Raw genomic sequence first — 16,695 nt, 5'->3', positions numbered from 1 at the left:
CGCGGTCGCCCGGTGCCGGCCTCAGGTGAGGTCGGTGGTGAACTTCGGCTCGGTCTTCTCGCGGACCTCGTCCTCGGTCACGCCCTCGGCGAGCTCGCGCAAAACCAGGCCGTCGGCGGTGACGTCGAAGACGCACAGGTCGGTGATGATCCGCTGGACGACACCGCGACCGGTGTAGGGCAGGGAGCACTCCTCGACGATCTTGTAGGAGCCGTCCTTGGCGTTGTGCTCCATCAGGACGATGACCTTCTTGGCCCCGTGGACCAGGTCCATCGCGCCGCCCATGCCCTTGACCATCTTGCCGGGGATCATCCAGTTGGCGATGTCTCCCTTGGCCGAGACCTGCATCGCGCCGAGGATCGCCGCGTCGACCTTGCCGCCACGGATCATGCCGAAGCTCGTCGCCGAGTCGAAGAACGAGGCGCCGCGTCGCAGCGTGACGGTCTCCTTGCCGGCGTTGATGAGGTCGGCGTCCTCCTCACCCTCGAACGGGTACGCGCCGACGCCCAGGATGCCGTTCTCGGACTGCAGCACGATCTCGACGTCGTCGGGGACGTAGTTGGGGACCAGCGTCGGGAGCCCGATGCCGAGGTTGACGTACGAGCCGTCGGACAGCTCCTGGGCGGCGCGGGCCGCCATCTGCTCACGGGTCAGTGCCATCTCAGGCCTCCTGGCTCTCGGTGTGGCCGTCGGTCGGGCCCTCGGTGCGGGGCCGGGTCGTCCGGCGCTCGATCCTCTTCTCGGCGGCCTGTTCCGCCGTCAGCGGCAGCACGCGGTGGACGTAGATGCCGGGCAGGTGGACCTGGTCGGGGTCGAGCTCGCCGGGCTCGACCAGCTCCTCGACCTCGGCGACGGTGACGCGCCCGGCCATGGCGGCCAGCGGGTTGAAGTTGCGCGAGCTCTTGCGGAACACGAGGTTGCCGTGGCGGTCGCCCTTCCACGCCCGGACCAGGCCGAAGTCGGCCACGATCGCCCGCTCGAGGATGAACTCCTTGTCCTCACCGTCGACCTCGAAGACCTTGCTCTCCTTGGGAGGTGAGGCCTTGGCGACGGTGCCGTCCGCGGCATACAGCCAGGGGAGGCCACCCTCGGCGACCTGGGTGCCGGCACCGGTCACGGTGTAGAACGCCGGGATGCCGGAGCCGCCGGCGCGCAGCCGCTCGGCGAGCGTGCCCTGCGGCGTCAGCTCGACCTCGAGCTCGCCGCTCAGGTACTGGCGGGCGAACTCCTTGTTCTCCCCGACGTACGAGGAGACCATGCGGCGGATCCGCTTGTCCTTGAGCAGGATCCCGAGCCCCCACTCGTCCACGCCACAGTTGTTGGAGATGGCCTCGAGGTCGCTCACCCCCGTGTGGTGGATCGCGTCGATGAGCACGCTCGGGACCCCGCAGAGCCCGAAACCACCCACCGACAGGGAGGAGCCGTCGACGATTCCGTCGATGGCCTCGGCTGCGGAGGAGACGACTTTGTCCATGGCGGCGACTCTAGTCGGCGGCTCCCGCCGCCCATGCGTGGTCCCTCCCCACCGTTCCGCCCACCCTGCGTATGCCGCGCACATGCCCGGGGTGTGGGGCGGGGCAGCGGGTCGCTGGGGACCCGACGAGAGAGCGGAGCCCGAGGACCACCCCCGTGTGCCGCGACCGATCAGCCGAGCGCCGACCGGGCCGCGCCGAGCGGGCCGCGCCGAGCGGGCCACGTCGTGCGGGCCATGTCGGACCTGGCGCCATCGGCTGGACGGGGGAGGGGATCGCGAACTCCACGGTTGTAGTTCGGGGGAAGCGGTTGTGACGCGTGTGAACTGGTGGGACAAATGTCTCGCCTGCCCCGGGCGTGATGACCCGGGACCGGCACCGTCGACTCGTCCGCGCCCCGTGACCCGGGGTGCCATCCCCCCTGGAGCGTCCCGTGTCGCGTGCTGTCCGTGCCCTCGGTGTGCTGAGCATCCCCGTCCTCACCGTCCCCCTCGCCATGGCTGACGCGCAGGCGGCGAGCGTGCCCAAGCCGCCGAGCAAGGCGTTGCCGTCGGCGCTCGACCTGGCCTCGCCCTACCAGGCGCAGCGCCTGTGCGACCCGGTGGCCAAGCCCGGGGTGGTGGCGTTCGCGACGCTGTTCTCGAGCCACTACGGGCTCGGCAGCGCGTCGTACGGGATCATCCGCAACTGCAACAGCGGCCTGACGGAGCACTCCGAGGGACGTGCGTGGGACTGGATGCTCAGCGTCAACAAGCCCAACGAGAAGGCCGTGGCCGACTCGGTGACCGCGTGGCTGTCGGCGCCGGACGCCCAGGGGCGACCGGGTGCCATGGCCCGGCGGTTCGGGATCATGTACATCATCTGGAACCACAAGATGTGGCGCGCCTACGACCCCGGCCGCGGCTGGGCGACCTACACCGGGCCCGTCCCGCACACCGACCACATCCACTTCTCGTTCTCGTGGGACGGCGCGTACGGCCACACGTCCTGGTGGACCGGCAAGGCCATCACCACGATCGACCCCGGTCCGGGGTCGGCGCCTGCTCCTGCTCCTGCTCCGGCGCCGACGTCGTACCCCGTGCTGGCCAAGGGGTCGACCGGACCCGACGTCGCCCTCGCGCAGAAGGTCGTCGGTGCGACGCCCGACGGTCAGTTCGGCCCGAAGACCGAGGCGGCGGTGCGGAGCTGGCAGGGCAGCCACGGCGTCGCCGTCACCGGGGTGATGGACGCGCCCACCTGGGCGAAGATGGTGGCCCTCAAGCTGGTCCCCGCCCGGGGCGCGGCACCGAGCACGCCGACGCCGGCGAAGCCCACCCCCGCGAAGCCAGCCCCGGCCGACTCGCTGGCGCAGTACGCCGCCACGACGATCAGCAAGGGCGCCACCGGACCGGCCGTCGTGGCGCTCCAGAAGGCCCTCCACGTCACCGCGGACGGCCAGTTCGGCCCGAAGACCGAGGCGGCGGTCAAGGCGTTCCAGACCCGCCGCAACCTCACGGCCAACGGCGTCGTCGGACCGCCCACCTGGAAGGCGCTCATGGGCGGGACCGCGACCACGTCGACGCCGTCGCGCTCGGCACCGGCGCGCACCGCCACGCCATACACGGCCCTGATGTCGACGGTGCTGCGCACCGGCTCGCGCGGGGACGCCGTCAAGGTCCTCCAGCGCGCGCTCGGCGGCCTGGCCGTGGACGGTGCGTACGGTGCACGGACGGCCTCCGCGGTGTCGGCGTTCCAGAGGTCCCACCACCTCGGTGACACCGGTGTCACGGACTCGAAGGTCTGGAAGGCGCTGGAGGCGCGCGACTACCCGTTGCGCGGCTACTACTCGACCGTCGTGAAGAAGGGCTCGAAGGGTGCGGCCGTCGTCGCGCTGCAGAAGGCGCTGCACGTCGGCGCCGACGGCGACTTCGGTCCGCAGACCGAGGCCGCGGTCAAGGCCTTGCAGGGGCGCGCCAAGCTCGCGCGCACCGGCGTGGTCGCGACGGTGACGTGGAAGGCGGTCGAGGCGGAGCTCCGCAAGCGCTGAGCCGGACACCTCCGGGCTCGGGGCGCGAGCTCCCTACTCTTCCAGCGTGATTCCCTCTGTGGCGACCCGGTGAGAGCGTGCCTCATCGTCGAGCTCGCCGCGGGTCAGGACCACCGAGCCGTCCGCGGCCCACGCGGACAGCGCGGCCGTGAGGACGCGGCCGAGGTCACCCCCCGAGAGGTGGACGCGCACACCCCGCTCCCAGCCGCGGTCCTCCACGACCGCGCCGTATGCCGCCTCGGCACCTGCCGAGCGCAGCGCGGGGGCGTCCTCATCGGGCTCGTCCCACGCGGTGAACTGGTCGCCGTACGTGGACAGCTCGCGTGCCTCGTCCATCGCGGTCGCGTCGGGGGAGGCGTCCGGCGACCGGCGCGCGAGGGCGGCCAGGGTCACGAGCACCGCTGCACCCGGTGCATCCTCGGCAGCCGCGGGGTCGTCGGTGACCAGGAGGTCCGCGTCGTCGCCGTCGTCCCCGCCCACGACCACGGTGGCGCCGACCGACCACGCCGCCATCGCCCAGTAGACCGACCGCCAGTGCGGTGGCAGGTCCAGGCGCACGGTCGCGCCGGGGCCGAGGTCGAACTCGTCCTGCAAGGCGTTCGCCGCCTTGTTGACCCAGTTGGCCAGCACCTTGCCGCTGAGCTCGATGCGTTCGCCACGGGTGGGGCCCGGGGTGTCCTCGTAGAAGGTGATGCGCGGTCTGGCGGGGTCGCTGCGCAGCACGGAGGCCAGGACGCTCGAGGGGGTGGGCATGCCCCCAACCTAGGGGCCGGGGCGCCCGCTGCGACATGCTGGTCCCATGGACGCGCCCCCGACGCCCAGCCCTGCCGGCACGCCCGTCGACGGCCTCTCGCTGCTCGCCTATACGAGCTGGCTGCGCGTCATCGCGATCGTCGGGGTGGTCTGCATCCACGTCGCCGGACTCACGTACGTCAACCCCGACCTCGAGGGTTCGGGGGCCTGGTGGCTGGCGGCCGCCCTCGACTTCGGCGCCAAGTGGGCGGTCCCGGTCTTCGTCATGGTCAGCGGTGCCGTCATCCTGCGACCCCCGGCGGACCCGTCGGCCCGACGGTTCTACCGCCGCCGCCTGGGGCGCCTCGGCATCCCGCTCGTCTTCTGGCACGTGGTCTACGTCGTCCTCGTCGTGACGGTGGTCGACCCGGAGGTCGAGGCCCCGGCCGTCGTCGCGAACGTCCTTGCAGGAGAGGCCTACACGGCCCTCTACTTCTTCTGGCTCATCCTCGGCCTGTATGCCGTCGTCCCCCTCCTCTGGCCGGTCGTCCGGGCCTGGAGCCCGCGACAGCTCACGGTCGCCGGTGCCGGCCTGGTCGCCGTCCCGGCGCTCGACGCAGCGCTGCGCGGAGTCATCGCCCTCCTCGAGGACCGACCCGTCGACGACGCATCACCCACGCTGGTGACCCAGTTCGTGCCCTACGTCGGGTTCCTGCTCCTCGGCCACGCCCTCGGGCCGGTGGTGCTCCGCGGTCGGGCCCTCGTCCTCACCGCGCTCGGGACGGCCGCCCTCTGCGCAGAGCAGGTCCTGCAGGCTGCCGTGGTCGGTGACCCGGGGTCCGACGTGGGGACGCCGACCGGTACCGGGGCGGTCCTCGCCGCCGTCTCACCGCTCACCTACCAGGGCGCCGTCCTGGCCCTCGCCGCCGTCGGGGTGTTCGTCGTGGTCCGCAGCGTGGCCCACCCGTCGTCGGCCCTGGCTGCCCCCGCGCTCGCGCGGCGGATGCGGCGGCTGGGCGACCTCACGTTCGGGGTGTTCGCGTGCCACCTGCTCGTCCTCGCCGCCGTGGTCCGGCTGCCGGGCGTCGACCTCGTCGACGGCGCCGAGTCGGTGCCGGGTGTCGTGGCGCTGGTCGGCGTGGTCGTCGTCCTGGCGTTCGCGGTGACCGCGGTCCTCGCCCGGCTCCCCGGGCTGCGCCGCGTCGTCTGACGGCCGTTCCGAGACCGTGGGGTGGGGCGTCGGCGGGACGGGCCCCGTGGGCACTAGCGTGGTGCGGTGTGAGCAGCCGCGCGCCCCGCAGCTACCCGTACACCCCTGATGTCGGCGACCTCCCGCTGCTGCGCGGTGAGGCGTGGAGCGGCTGGGTCGTCACCCGGACCGTCGTGGGGGCCGCGCTGTGGCTCGTCCTCGGCGCCCTCGCGTCGGCGGTCCTGGCCCTCGTCGGCCTGTGGCAGCCGTGGGTCGCCCTGCCGGTCCTGGCCGTCCTGGGCGCAGTGGCCTCCCGGCTCGCCGGTCGGGTGCCGGTCCGCCCGCTCCCCGTGTGGTCGGCGATCGCCCTGGTCCTGCTCGCGGTCGGGTCGACCGTGTGGGCGGGCACCACGCACTCCGAACAGGTCCTGCCCCGCCGGGACTCCGGCTCCTACCTGCAGTCGGCCATCGAGCTCGCGAGCGGCCACACCCGGCCGATCAGCATCTCGGCCGACTCCGTGGGTGGTCCGGACGTGCTGGCCATCGACGGGGTCACCCTCGCCAGCCCGGCCTTCTTCGCCACCGGGACGCCCCAGGACCCCACGATCCAGCCGCAGTTCCCGCCCGGCACCGCGGCCTGGTACTCGGTGGCCTGGTGGGTCGGGGGAGCCACGGCGACGTTCTGGGCCCCTGCCGTCCTGTGGGGCCTGGCGGTCCTGTCGATCGGCCTGCTCGGGTCGCTGCTCACCGGGCCCCGGTGGGGTCCGCTCGCCGCGCTCGGCGCCGCCCTGGTCTTCCCGCTCGTCCACGTCGCCCGCTCGACCTACTCCGAACCCGTCGCGCTGCCGGTCCTCGCCGCCGGGCTGGTCGCCCTCGTCATGGCCGCCCGCCACGCGACCGTGGCCCAGGAGGTCGGAGCCAGGGCCGGAGCGCTCGCGGCCGGCATCCTGCTCGGTGGTGCCATCGTCATCCGGGTCGACGCGCTGCGTGAGGTGATCCTCGTCGTCCCGGTGGTGGCGCTGGCCCTCGTGCAACGGCGGGCCCACGCCAAGATCCTCGGCGTCACCACCGGTGTCTCGGCGGCCGTGGCGCTCGGCCTGACCTGGCTCACGTCGAGCGAGTACCTCGGCAGCATCGCCGGCTCGCTCCTTCCGCTCGCGGCCCTCGGGGTCGTGGTCCTCGTCGTCTCCGCGGTCGTCGTCGCCGGTGCCCGCCGGGGCTGGTCGCTCGGGACGCTGGTCCGGGCGTGGCTGCCCCGACTGCTGGCCACCGGCTTCGTCCTCCTCGGGGTGTTCCTCGCCTCCCGGCCGCTCTGGCAGGTCGTGCGGCAGTCCGCGGCGGACTCCGGCGCCCGCGTCGTCGCCGGGCTGCAGTCCCGCCAGGGCCTGCCTGTCGACGGCGGCCGCACGTACGACGAGCAGTCCCTCGTGTGGATGGCCTGGTGGGTCGGGCCCGTGGCCCTCGTCCTGGCCCTGGTCGCGGTCGCGGTGCTCGCCCACCGCGCGGCGTCGGCGTGGGTCGACGGCCGTGACCTCCCGGCGTGGGTGGGGCCGGGCGTCGTCGCGGTCGGCTCGACCCTCCTCACCCTCTACCGGCCGGGCATCACGCCCGACCACCCGTGGGCCGACCGCCGCCTCGTCATCGCGCTGCCCACCGTCGTGATCCTCGTCGCCGCCTGTGCGGCCGTGGCCTCCCGGTGGTCGACGAGGCGCCTGCCGTATGCCGTGAACGTCGCCGTGAGCATCGCGGCCGCCGCAGCGCTCCTCGTCCCCACGGCCCTCGCGACCAGGCCGCACCTCGACGAGCGCGTCGAGCGCGGCGAGCTCGCTGCCGTCGACTCGGTCTGCGGCCAGCTGCGTGCCGGCGACGTGGTGCTCATGGCCGATGCGCGGGCGGCGAACGAGTGGCCACAGGTGATGCGCGGCTACTGCGGGGTCGCCGCGCTGTCGACCACGACGGCCCTGCGCCAGGACCCGGCGCGCATGGCACGGGCGGTCACGCAGATCACCAAGGCGGTGGATGCCCGAGGTGGCAGGCTCGTGCTGCTCGCCGCCGACTCGACCAAGGCCCTGACCGACCTCGGGCTGGACACGGCCGTGGTGGGGGCGGACACGACGGTGCAGGAGGACGCGCGCCTGCTCGAACGACGACCCGACGGGCTCGTCCCCCTACCGGTCCAGGTCTGGCTCGGCACGCCGAAACCGTAGCTCCCAACGGGGGCCGCGCTCACGACATACGAAGGGGCCCGGTGGTCGATGCCACCGGGCCCCTTCGTCGTGCACGGTCGTCAGCGCTGGTTGGCGCTGCGGAAGGTGGGCGCGGTGTGGCCCGGACGGGCCTCGGTGGCCCGGGCGACCTGGTCGGCGCGGCTGGCGGCCTTCGCGCCGGCGACGGCGGCCGGGACGGCGGCGAGCGGGTTGTCGACCGACGGCACGTCCAGGCCCCACAGGACGGTCTGCGCGCCCGCGTTGGCGCCGACCTGCGTCCGGACGGCGTCGCTGACCACACCAGTGCCGCCGAAGACCGCGACGTCGTCGGTGGCCGGGCGCAGGGCCAGGCTGACCGTGTTGACCGTCGCCGGGACGGCCTTCGGGCTCACCAGCAGCAGGGGCTGGTGGTAGGCGCTCATCGAGGCGCCGCCGGTGACGGCGTCGGGGAACGACATCCCGTTGGCGTAGCCGACACGCGTTGCGGCGGGGAACCACCGCTGGGCGACGAGGGCGCTCGTGGCGAACCGGTCCGTGCCGCTGATCTTCTCGCCGGCCCGCGAACCGAAGGTGCCGACGGCCTTGCCGGCAGCGCCGCCGATGGCGTGGGCCTTCTTGATCGCCGCGCGGCCGTTGACGTAGGTCTTCACGGACGCGGGGGTGGTGCCGCCGTTGGTGAGCAGGACCGGGGCGAAGAACAGAGAGGCCGCCGGACCCGCGGACAGCGCGTCGGGGAAGTTCATGCCGTCGGCGAGGAAGACCGCGTCGCGGGTGAGGAAGCCCTCCGACCCGGCGAAGCCGAGGTCGAGCTCCTTGGCCACCCGCACGCTCGTGGTGAACCGGTCGGTGCCGGAGAGCCGGGAGACGGTGAACCCGTTGGACGCCAGGGTCGTCTGCACAGCCTTCGAGATCACCCCGGTGCCACCGACGATGTAGACGAACCGGTCGGCCTTGGCCGGCATCAGGCGCTTGAGCTCGGCGAGGACGCGCGGGTCGAGCTTGGCCGCGGGGTTGATCAGCAGCGGCGAGTCGGAGGCGCCCGCGAGGGGGCCCGCCACGAGCGCGTCGGGGAACGACTCCGAGCTGGCGATGATGGCGCCGCTCGACCCCTCGGGCCAGCCGTCCTTGCTGACGGCGATACCGGTGGCGACGCGGTCGGCGCCGCCGAGGCGGGTGGTGCTGGCCGGGACGGTCAGGGGGCGCCACGAGGGGCTCTCGAAGTGCGTGGCGACCGCGGTCCCGGGCAGGTTCGCGCTGTCGACCACGACCGACTCGGAGCCACCGGCGAACGTGTTGCCCGTCTTGTCGACGGTCTTCAGGGTGCTCGACGCGCAGTCCGTGGAGGAGGCGACGAAGGCGAGCGAGCGGCCGCTGGGGGAGAAGGACGGACGGTGTCCGGCGCAGGTCGCGCCGAGCGAGGCCACCTGCACCGGGCCGGCAGCGCCCTCGACGACGTACAGGGCGTCGCCGTCGGCACCAGTGCCGACGAAGGCCAGGGTGCCGTCGTTGCTGACGACCGGGTCGTGGGCGTCGAGGTCGCTGAAGCCGAGCGGGGCCGGGTCGTTCAGCGGGGAGTTCCACATCGCGTTGCCGCTGCGCGGGAAGTCGGCGTCGACGGTGGCGAGGTCGCGCTTGCCCGTGCCGGCGTCACGCACCGTGACGACGAGGGACAGGCCGTCCGGGGTGGGCGCGCTGACGCCGGGGTCCTCGGTGAGCGACTTGGTGAGGGCCTCGGTGCGCGTGCTGACCAGCCAGGCCGCGCGGTTGGTGAACGTGCTGCCGTTCTGGGTGGTGCTGGTCAGCGAGTCACCGAACGGCGACCACTGGCCGGACGTGGGGCGGCTGACCGCCCGCACGTTCTCGAGGGTGGGGTCGGACAGGTTGCTGATGTCGAACCCACCGGACGGCACGCGGGCGAGCAGGTCGCCACCGGGCGCCCAGGCCAGGTCCTTGGCTGCGTACATCGTGGAGTACTGCACCGGGCTCCCGTCGCGCTTGAAGCTCATCGCCTGCGTCGAGGACGGGTCGTCGTTGTTGATCCGCGCGACGGTGATCTCGCCGTCGGCGTCGGTCGTCGGGATCCACTCCACGTTGTAGAGGGACGGGTCCCAGCCCTGGCCGGGTGCTGCCGAGGCCGGCGCCGCGGCACCCAGGCCGGCGGCGGTGGCGAGCAGGGCAGTGCCGAGGCCGAAGGCCACCGTGCGGCGGGCGGAGGCGGGCGAGGAGGTGGGTGTCTTCATGCGCTGGATCTTTTCCCCTGGGAGCGAAGTGGCCGATCGACCGGAGCGAGGGTAACTCGCGGAATTACGACATTTCGGCCCGTTGCGCGAACACGCAGGGCCGTTCGCGCAGACGTGCCCGAACGGCTGAGGTGACCGGGTGCGGGACGCCCGTCGCGGCGCGCCGGCTCAGTCGAGGAGCCGCCAGGTCGACCCGACGCCGTCCGGCCCGGTCAGGCGACCGGTCGAGAGGCCCTCGCGGATCCGCCGTCGCACGAGCGGGACCTCGGCGGGCGAGGCGTCGAACGCCACCGTGACGACGTGCTCGTCCCCGTCGGGCTCGACCGAGGAGTGGTGCGGCCAGCGGCAGTCGCCGTCGTGCTCCCAGTGGCCGCAGAGCGCGACGGTCACGGCGCCACCGAGGGCGGCGGGGTCCCCCGTGAGGTCGCGCACGCGCCATACCTGATCGTGCGCGAAGCCGGCCACGGTCTCGACCTAGCGCTTCGCGAAGGCGTCGCTCGCGTGGCGCCGCACCGCGGCATACGTGCCCCTGTCGGCGGCCACGATGATCCCTGGCGTGAGCACCGTCGGTGCGTATGGCGTCCCGTCGGCGTGCCCGACGTAGCCGCCGGCCTCGGTGACCATCAGCCCGCCGGGGGCGTGGTCCCAGGGGCTGTTGCGGGCGTACAGGATGTAGTCGGCGGCACCTTCCATGAGGCGCGGGTAGTCGACCCCGCAGCAGACCCACGAACCGACCAGCGCGGGCAGGGCGCCCAGCGAGTGCCCGCGCAGCGGCCAGATCGAGGTGACGCCGCGCGGGGGCACGCCGTCGGCGACGGGTTCGCGGGTGACGCGCTCGCCGTTGCGGAAGACGCCGGCACCCTTCTCGGCGACCCAGGCGACCTCGTGCTCGGGCTGCCAGATCCAGGCACGGACGGTCTCGCCGTGCCGGACCTCGCTCACCATGACGGCGTGGTCGGGGGAGCCGTGGACGAAGTTCTTGGTGCCGTCGACCGGGTCCACCGTGAAGGCGTGCTCGGCCTGCACGTAGCGGTCGAGGGTGCTCGGGTCGGTCGAGGTGCGTTCCTCGCCGAGGATGAACGCCCCCGGGAAGGCCGCCTCGAGCTCGCGCGTGAGGATCGCCTCGGACTCCTGGTCGGCGATCGTGACGAGGTCGCCGGGGTTCTTCTCCATGACCTCGCCCTCGGCGAGCGACCTGAACCGCGGCGTGATGACCTCCGCCGCGACGGACTTCATGAGGTCCAGCACCTGTCCTGTGTCCACGACCCCACCGTTCCACACGTCAGCCCCCAGCGGTGCACCCGGTCCAGCCCCGCGCCCGCCCGCCGACCTGCCCCGCCCCCACCGGCCCCGCCCCCACCAGCCCCGCCCCACCAGCCCCGCCCCACCAGCCCCGCCCCCCATCCGCGAGTTTGAAGCGGCACCGACGTCCTGACGTCACCCGCGCTTCAAACTCGCCGGGAGGGAGCGCGCGATCACGCCGCCACTGAACCGGGCCTGTGGACAAATCTCCGGAGCCGGGGACGAGCCCGCGCATCATGGGCCGGTGGCGGTCGACTGGGCAGGGCTGCGGCGGAGCGCGAACCGCCAGCACGACCTCCTCACCCTCGCCCAGTGCCGGGCCGCCGGGCTCGGTGACCGCGCGGTGCAGTGGCGGGTGCGCTCGGGACGCTGGGTGCGCCTGCACCCCTGCGTCTACCTCACCAGGCCGGGCCGTTCGGAGTGGATCGTGACCGCTTCGGCCCGCCTGCTGTCCCTGCAGCGGGACCCGGTCGTCGGTGACGTCGCCTTCTGCGGTCGTTCGGCGGCCCACCTCTGGGGCGTGCAACCCCAGCCGCCACCGCGACTCGACCTCGTGGTGCCGTACACCCGATGTCCCCGACCGATCGCGGACGTGGCCGTGCGCCGGTCGATGAGATGGGCTGACCTCATCGACGACCGGGCCTGGCCGTGGCGGACGACCCTCCCGGCGACCGTTCTCGACGTCGCTGCCGACGGTTCGCCGACCGACTGCCTGGCGACCGTGGCACGCGCCGTCCAGCAGCAGCGAGTGTCTGTCGCCGAGCTCCGCCAGGAGCTGGCTCGGCGACCCGGGCACAGGCACGGTGCGGTTCTGAGGCCCGCCCTGGCGGATGTCGCGGGCGGCGCTCAGAGCGGGGCCGAGCTGCTCTACCTGCGGGATGTCGAGCGGGCCCACGGACTGCCTCGGTCGGTGTCGCAGTCACCGTCGGACGCTGGGCGGCGACGGTGGCACGACCACGAGTACGCGGCATACCGGCTCATCGTCGAGGTGGACGGCCGCCTCGGGCACGAGCAGTGGGCCGACCGGGTGCGGGACGGGAGGCGCGACCGGCTCCTGCTCGGGTCGGACCGGGCCACCACGCGGGTGTTCTGGGCGGACGTGGCCGTGACACCGTGCCGGACCGCGCACGACATCGCGGCGATCCTCACCGCACGAGGGTGGGCGGGTCGGGTCCGGCCGTGCCGTCGCCCCGGGTGCGGGCTCGGACACGGCCGAGTTTGAAGCGCCGGCACCGCCATGACGGCGGTGACGCTTCAAACTCGCGCAGGGGAGCGGGGCGGAGCGGGACGGAGCCGGGCGAGGGGTATGGCGCGGCGCGAGGGGGCGTCGCGGCGCACCTGGGCGTGCGGGCGGCGACCGGCGGGTAGGCTCGGCGCCGAGATGAGCGAGCACACCAGCACCGGTCCGGCAGTCCCCGTCGCAGCCCCCGAGACCGAGATGATCCCGACCTCCCAGCCGGCCCCGACGCCGGCCGCGCAGGCACCGGCCCAGCCAGCCGCGGTCCCGGCCCAGCCGGCGCCCCACGTGGCAGGACCCGTGACCACGACCGACGGGCAGCTGTCGGTGCACCCGGCCGACGCGGCCTACCTGCCGAGCACGGCTGGCACGCCGCAGAGCGCCCGCGACGCGGACAAGCCGTACGTCACGATCGTGCTGCCGTGCTTCAACGAGGCCGCGCACGTGCTGCAGGAGATCGACCGGATCACGGTGGCGATGAACTCCAGCGAGTTCACCTACGAGCTGCTCTGCATCGACGACGCCTCCACCGACGACACCCTCGAGGTGCTGCACCAGGCGGCGCGCGACTACGCCAACATCCGGGTCATGCCGTTCCGCCGCAACGGTGGCAGCGGCACGGCCCGCCGGATCGGCACCCAGCAGGCCCACGGCGAGATCGTCGTGTGGACCGATGCCGACATGACCTACGAGAACGAGCGCATCCCCGAGCTGGTCCGGATCCTTCGCGACGACCCGTCCTACGACCAGGTCGTCGGCGCCCGCACCACCGAGGAGGGCACCCACAAGTGGGCGCGCGTCCCGGCGAAGTGGCTGATCCGCAAGATCGCCGAGAAGCTCTCCAACCAGACCATCCCCGACCTCAACTCGGGTCTGCGGGCGTTCCGCCGCGAGGTCTCCCTGCCGTACCTGCGCCTGCTGCCGCCCGGCTTCAGCTGCGTCACGACGATCACGCTGGCGTTCCTGTCCAACCAGCACGACATCAAGTACGTCCCGACGAGCTACGCCAAGCGCGCCGGCGTCAGCAAGTTCCACTTCGTCCGCGACGCCTACCGCTACATCCTCCAGGTGCTGCGCATGGTCATGTACTTCGACCCGCTCAAGGTGCTCATGCCCCCGGCGCTGTGGCTGGTCGTCATCGGCGTCGTCAAGGCCCTGGTCGACATGGTCCGCCACCCGTTCTACTTCCCGGCCAGCACGGTGCTGCTCATCGTCAGCGGGATCATGATCGGTTCGCTGGCGCTGCTGTCCGACCTCGTCGTGCGCTCGCGCACGGGCGTGTGAGCGCGCTGCGGTATGCCGCGTGGCCGGCTCGGGTGAGCCGGTCGACCGTCGCGGGGGGACCGCTCCGGTGACGCCGATCGCCGCTCTCAAGGTCGCCGTCGTCGGGCCCACGCACCCCTACAAGGGTGGCGTCGCCGCCCACACGACGAGCCTCGCGCACGAGCTCGCCGAGGCCGGCCACGACGTCACGCTGGTGTCGTGGTCGCACCTGTACCCCTCGAAGCTGTACCCCGGTGAGCAGGCCGTCCCGGGTGGGGCGCCCGACGTCGAGCCGTTCCCGCGGACGGTCCGTGCCCTGAGCTGGGCCCGGCCGGACACCTGGGTGCGGACCGGCCGCCGGCTGCGCGGGTTCGACGTGGTCGTCGTGGTGCACGTCATCCCCGCGGTCGTCCCCGCCCACCTGGCCCTGCTGCGTGCGGCAGGGGCCGGACGTCGTGGCGTCGGCGCCGCCCTGACGGCCGGGCGGGGGTCCGGAGGCCCGCGCACCGTGGTCATCGCCCACAACGTGCTGCCGCACGAGTCGCACCTCGGCGACCGCGAGCTCATGCAGCAGCTGTTCGAGCGCGTCGACGCGGTCCTCGTGCACAGCGACGAGCAGGCCCGGCTGGCGTACGAGCTGCATGCTCCCCGCGTCTCGGTGACCGACCTTCCCCCGCACCTCCCGGGCGGCGCCCCGGTCGAGCGGCCCGCCCACGAGGGCGCGCCCCGCCTGCTGGCCCTGGGGATGGTCCGCGACTACAAGGGTGTCGACCTGCTCATGGAGGCCTTGGCCAAGGTGCCCGGCCCGACGCTCACCGTGGCCGGTGAGATGTGGGGCAGCAGCGGCGAACGCGTCAGGGAGCTCGCCCGTGACCCGCGGCTGCGCGGCCGGGTCGAGGTCCACGGCGGCTACGTGCCGGCAGACCGGCTGGCCCCCCTGCTCGCGTCCCACGACGTCCTCGCGCTGACCTACCGCAGCGCCACCGCCTCCCAGAACGCCCTGCTCGGCCGCCACCACGGCCTCGCCGTGCTCGCCTCGGACGTGGGGACGTTCGGGTCGCAGGTGCGCGACGGCGTCGACGGGCTGCTCGTGCCGGCCGGGGACGAGGACGCCCTCGTCAAGGCTCTCGAGCGGCTGTCCGAACCCGGTTATGCCGACGAGCTCCGCGCCCGGGTCCGTCCGCCGGACCTCTCCGGGCCGTGGGCCAACTACCTCGGCACGCTCGAGGCGCTCGCCGCCGTCGAGCCGGCCACCCCGCCCGACGAACCCGACGAGGTCGTCCCCGACGTGGGCACCGCCCCGAACCCGCCGGCGGGCAGCGGCCCGGCTGCGGTCGTCGGCCACCTGCGGCACCGCGTCACCTCGGCGGTCCGGGGCCTGGTGGCGGCCTCCCGCCCCGAGGTCGAGCTGGGCCGCAGTGACCTGCCGGAGTGGATCCGGGCGTCCGACATCCTCGCCGACGGCCACGACGCCGACGAGGCCAAGGCCTTCGCCAAGCGGCTGGGCCTGCCGCGGTGCGGTGACTCCATCGCCGCCTGGGCCGCGCTCGGCGCCCTCGCCGCGATCGTGCGGGTGCGTGACGACGGCCGTCGCAGCGCGGTGATCGTCGACGAGTCGGGCACCCGGTCGCCGCTGTCGCGCTGGGCCCGGTCCATCGGGTTCGCGCCCGTCGAGCTCGAGCTCACCGGCCACCGGTCGAGCGTCGAGGTGCTCGACGTCGACACCGCCTCGCTCGACGTCATCGTGCGCCTGCACCCCGGCGGCTGCGACGCCGACGACATCGACGAGGCGATGAGCCAGGCGAGCTGGGCGCTGAAGTCCGGCGGCCTGCTCTGCGTCACCCTGCCCATCGGGCCGTCCAGCGCGGAGGGCGCGCTCGGCCCGGCCGACGTGCGCGGCGTGCTGGCGCGGTCGCACGACCTCGGGTTCGTGCTCGTCGGTGACCTCGACGGCGACATCACCGGCCGGATGCGCGAGGCGTCGGGCACCTCGACGCGTACGGACACGGCATACGGGCTCCTGCGCCTGACGTTGCGGCGGCGCTGATGACGCGCGCCAAGGTCTTCACCGGGCTGCGCATCGCGCTGGCCCTGCTCGTCCTCGTCGCGGTCGGTGTCGCCGTCGCGCGCAACTGGGCCGAGGTGTCCGAGGACATCGACAACATCGACGCCGGCTCCTTCGCGCTGGCCGCGTTCCTCGTCTGCCTGCCACCGGTGCTGACCATGCTGGGCTGGCGGGTGCTGCTGGCCGACCTCGGGACGAAGCTGCACGTCGCCCCGTCCGGTGGCGTGTTCTTCGTCGGTCAGCTCGGCAAGTACCTGCCGGGCGCCGTCTGGAGCATCGTCGTGCAGGCCGAGATGGGCGTGAGGCTGCACATCCCGCGCCGCCGCTCAGCGGTCGTCGCCTTCGTCACGGTCGCGCTGGCCGCCATCTGCGGGCTCATCGTCGGGATGCCCGCGGTGCCGCTGCTCATCACGGGTGGCAACGCCTCGACCACGGGCTGGGTGGCCCTGCTCATGGTGCCGCTGCTCAGCCTCGTGCTGTGGCCCCGCCTGCTCAACTGGCTCATCGCGACCGTCCTGCGGGTCCTGCGCCGCGAACCCCTCGAGCACGAGCTCTCGGGTCGCGCGGTCCTGGTCTCCAGCGGCTTGTTCATCCTCGCGTGGCTCTGCTCGGGACTGCACGCCTTCGTCCTGGCGCGGGCGACGGGCGTGACGTACGACGGCTCGCTGCTGGCGCTCGCGACCATCTCGGGCTTCGCCCTCGCGTCCTCCCTGGCGATGTTCAGCGTGGTCCTGCCCGCAGGCGTCGGCGTGCGCGAAGGGCTGCTCGTCCTCATGCTCGCGCCGATCACCTCGACCTCGGCCGCCACGGCCGTGGTGGTGCTGTCGCGGTTCCTCACCGTCATGGCCGACGTGCTGTTCGCCCTGGGTGGTTGGCTCTACGCCCGCTCCCACCACCTCATCACCACCCGGGACGAGCGCGAGCCGGACCACGCCACCGTCGACGGTCCGACCGGAGGATAG

Annotated in this window: 13 protein-coding genes; 7 read left to right on the top strand and 6 right to left on the bottom strand. The window is 73.3% G+C overall.

Annotated features, from left to right (window positions below; genetic code table 11):
• Positions 1–21: 21 nt before the first annotated feature.
• Both ACYVKF_RS01195 and ACYVKF_RS01190 read right to left on the bottom strand, forming a co-directional pair.
• Entirely contained in the window at positions 22–660 is a 639-nt protein-coding gene (locus ACYVKF_RS01195) for a CoA transferase subunit B (protein ID WP_056918705.1), read from the bottom strand.
• Between the two features lies 1 nt (position 661).
• On the bottom strand, positions 662–1,474 hold the full coding sequence (locus ACYVKF_RS01190; protein WP_056916846.1) for a CoA transferase subunit A: 813 nt from the start codon (positions 1,472–1,474) through the stop codon (positions 662–664).
• Positions 1,475–1,905: 431 nt separating this feature from the next.
• Here ACYVKF_RS01190 and ACYVKF_RS01185 point away from each other — a divergent pair, with 431 nt between their 5' ends.
• Positions 1,906–3,498, top strand: a complete 1,593-nt coding sequence (locus ACYVKF_RS01185; protein ID WP_460964267.1) for a peptidoglycan-binding domain-containing protein — start codon at positions 1,906–1,908, stop codon at positions 3,496–3,498.
• Between the two features lie 33 nt (positions 3,499–3,531).
• Here ACYVKF_RS01185 and ACYVKF_RS01180 read toward each other — a convergent pair whose 3' ends face one another.
• The gene (locus ACYVKF_RS01180) at positions 3,532–4,251 is read right to left on the bottom strand and encodes a TIGR03089 family protein (RefSeq protein ID WP_460964265.1); all 720 of its coding nucleotides are present in this window, start codon (positions 4,249–4,251) and stop codon (positions 3,532–3,534) included.
• Positions 4,252–4,297: 46 nt separating this feature from the next.
• Here ACYVKF_RS01180 and ACYVKF_RS01175 point away from each other — a divergent pair, with 46 nt between their 5' ends.
• Both ACYVKF_RS01175 and ACYVKF_RS01170 read left to right on the top strand, forming a co-directional pair.
• The gene (locus tag ACYVKF_RS01175) at positions 4,298–5,440 is read left to right on the top strand and encodes an acyltransferase (protein ID WP_460964263.1); all 1,143 of its coding nucleotides are present in this window, start codon (positions 4,298–4,300) and stop codon (positions 5,438–5,440) included.
• Positions 5,441–5,508: 68 nt separating this feature from the next.
• Complete coding sequence (locus ACYVKF_RS01170) at positions 5,509–7,626, top strand: hypothetical protein (RefSeq protein WP_460964261.1); 2,118 nt, start codon at positions 5,509–5,511, stop codon at positions 7,624–7,626.
• An 80-nt stretch (positions 7,627–7,706) separates the two neighbouring features.
• Here the strand turns inward: ACYVKF_RS01170 and ACYVKF_RS01165 are convergent, their stop codons facing one another.
• The 3 genes from ACYVKF_RS01165 to ACYVKF_RS01155 all read right to left on the bottom strand — a co-directional run bounded on the left by ACYVKF_RS01165 (position 7,707) and on the right by ACYVKF_RS01155 (position 11,129).
• Positions 7,707–9,866, bottom strand: a complete 2,160-nt coding sequence (locus ACYVKF_RS01165) for a cell wall-binding repeat-containing protein (protein WP_460964259.1) — start codon at positions 9,864–9,866, stop codon at positions 7,707–7,709.
• A gap of 168 nt (positions 9,867–10,034) precedes the next feature.
• A complete protein-coding gene (locus ACYVKF_RS01160; RefSeq protein ID WP_460964257.1) occupies positions 10,035–10,298 on the bottom strand; it encodes a hypothetical protein in 264 nt (87 codons plus the stop codon).
• 42 nt (positions 10,299–10,340) lie between these two features.
• Positions 10,341–11,129, bottom strand: a complete 789-nt coding sequence (locus ACYVKF_RS01155; protein ID WP_056918865.1) for an inositol monophosphatase family protein — start codon at positions 11,127–11,129, stop codon at positions 10,341–10,343.
• Positions 11,130–11,412: 283 nt separating this feature from the next.
• Between ACYVKF_RS01155 and ACYVKF_RS01150 the strand changes: the two genes are divergently transcribed.
• From ACYVKF_RS01150 to ACYVKF_RS01135, 4 genes are all read left to right on the top strand, one after another.
• Entirely contained in the window at positions 11,413–12,390 is a 978-nt protein-coding gene (locus tag ACYVKF_RS01150) for a type IV toxin-antitoxin system AbiEi family antitoxin domain-containing protein (RefSeq protein WP_460964255.1), read from the top strand.
• 159 nt (positions 12,391–12,549) lie between these two features.
• Positions 12,550–13,689, top strand: coding sequence for a glycosyltransferase family 2 protein (locus tag ACYVKF_RS01145; protein WP_460964253.1), 1,140 nt, complete (start codon positions 12,550–12,552; stop codon positions 13,687–13,689).
• A gap of 67 nt (positions 13,690–13,756) precedes the next feature.
• Positions 13,757–15,715, top strand: a complete 1,959-nt coding sequence (locus ACYVKF_RS01140; protein ID WP_460964251.1) for a glycosyltransferase family 4 protein — start codon at positions 13,757–13,759, stop codon at positions 15,713–15,715.
• Positions 15,715–16,695, top strand: a complete 981-nt coding sequence (locus tag ACYVKF_RS01135; RefSeq protein ID WP_056916854.1) for a lysylphosphatidylglycerol synthase transmembrane domain-containing protein — start codon at positions 15,715–15,717, stop codon at positions 16,693–16,695. The genes ACYVKF_RS01140 and ACYVKF_RS01135 overlap by 1 nt, the downstream gene beginning before the upstream one ends.

The organism is Pedococcus soli, from assembly GCF_054782575.1.
This window is presented reverse-complemented; position numbering and strand designations above follow the sequence as displayed.

Coding starts and splice junctions, on each gene's coding strand:
- ACYVKF_RS01180 (WP_460964265.1), bottom strand. CDS start 4,251: ATGCCCACCCCCTCGAGCGTCCTGGCCTCCGTGCTGCGCAGCGACCCC.
- ACYVKF_RS01135 (WP_056916854.1), top strand. CDS start 15,715: ATGACGCGCGCCAAGGTCTTCACCGGGCTGCGCATCGCGCTGGCCCTG.
- ACYVKF_RS01165 (WP_460964259.1), bottom strand. CDS start 9,866: ATGAAGACACCCACCTCCTCGCCCGCCTCCGCCCGCCGCACGGTGGCC.
- ACYVKF_RS01175 (WP_460964263.1), top strand. CDS start 4,298: ATGGACGCGCCCCCGACGCCCAGCCCTGCCGGCACGCCCGTCGACGGC.
- ACYVKF_RS01145 (WP_460964253.1), top strand. CDS start 12,550: ATGAGCGAGCACACCAGCACCGGTCCGGCAGTCCCCGTCGCAGCCCCC.
- ACYVKF_RS01190 (WP_056916846.1), bottom strand. CDS start 1,474: ATGGACAAAGTCGTCTCCTCCGCAGCCGAGGCCATCGACGGAATCGTC.
- ACYVKF_RS01195 (WP_056918705.1), bottom strand. CDS start 660: ATGGCACTGACCCGTGAGCAGATGGCGGCCCGCGCCGCCCAGGAGCTG.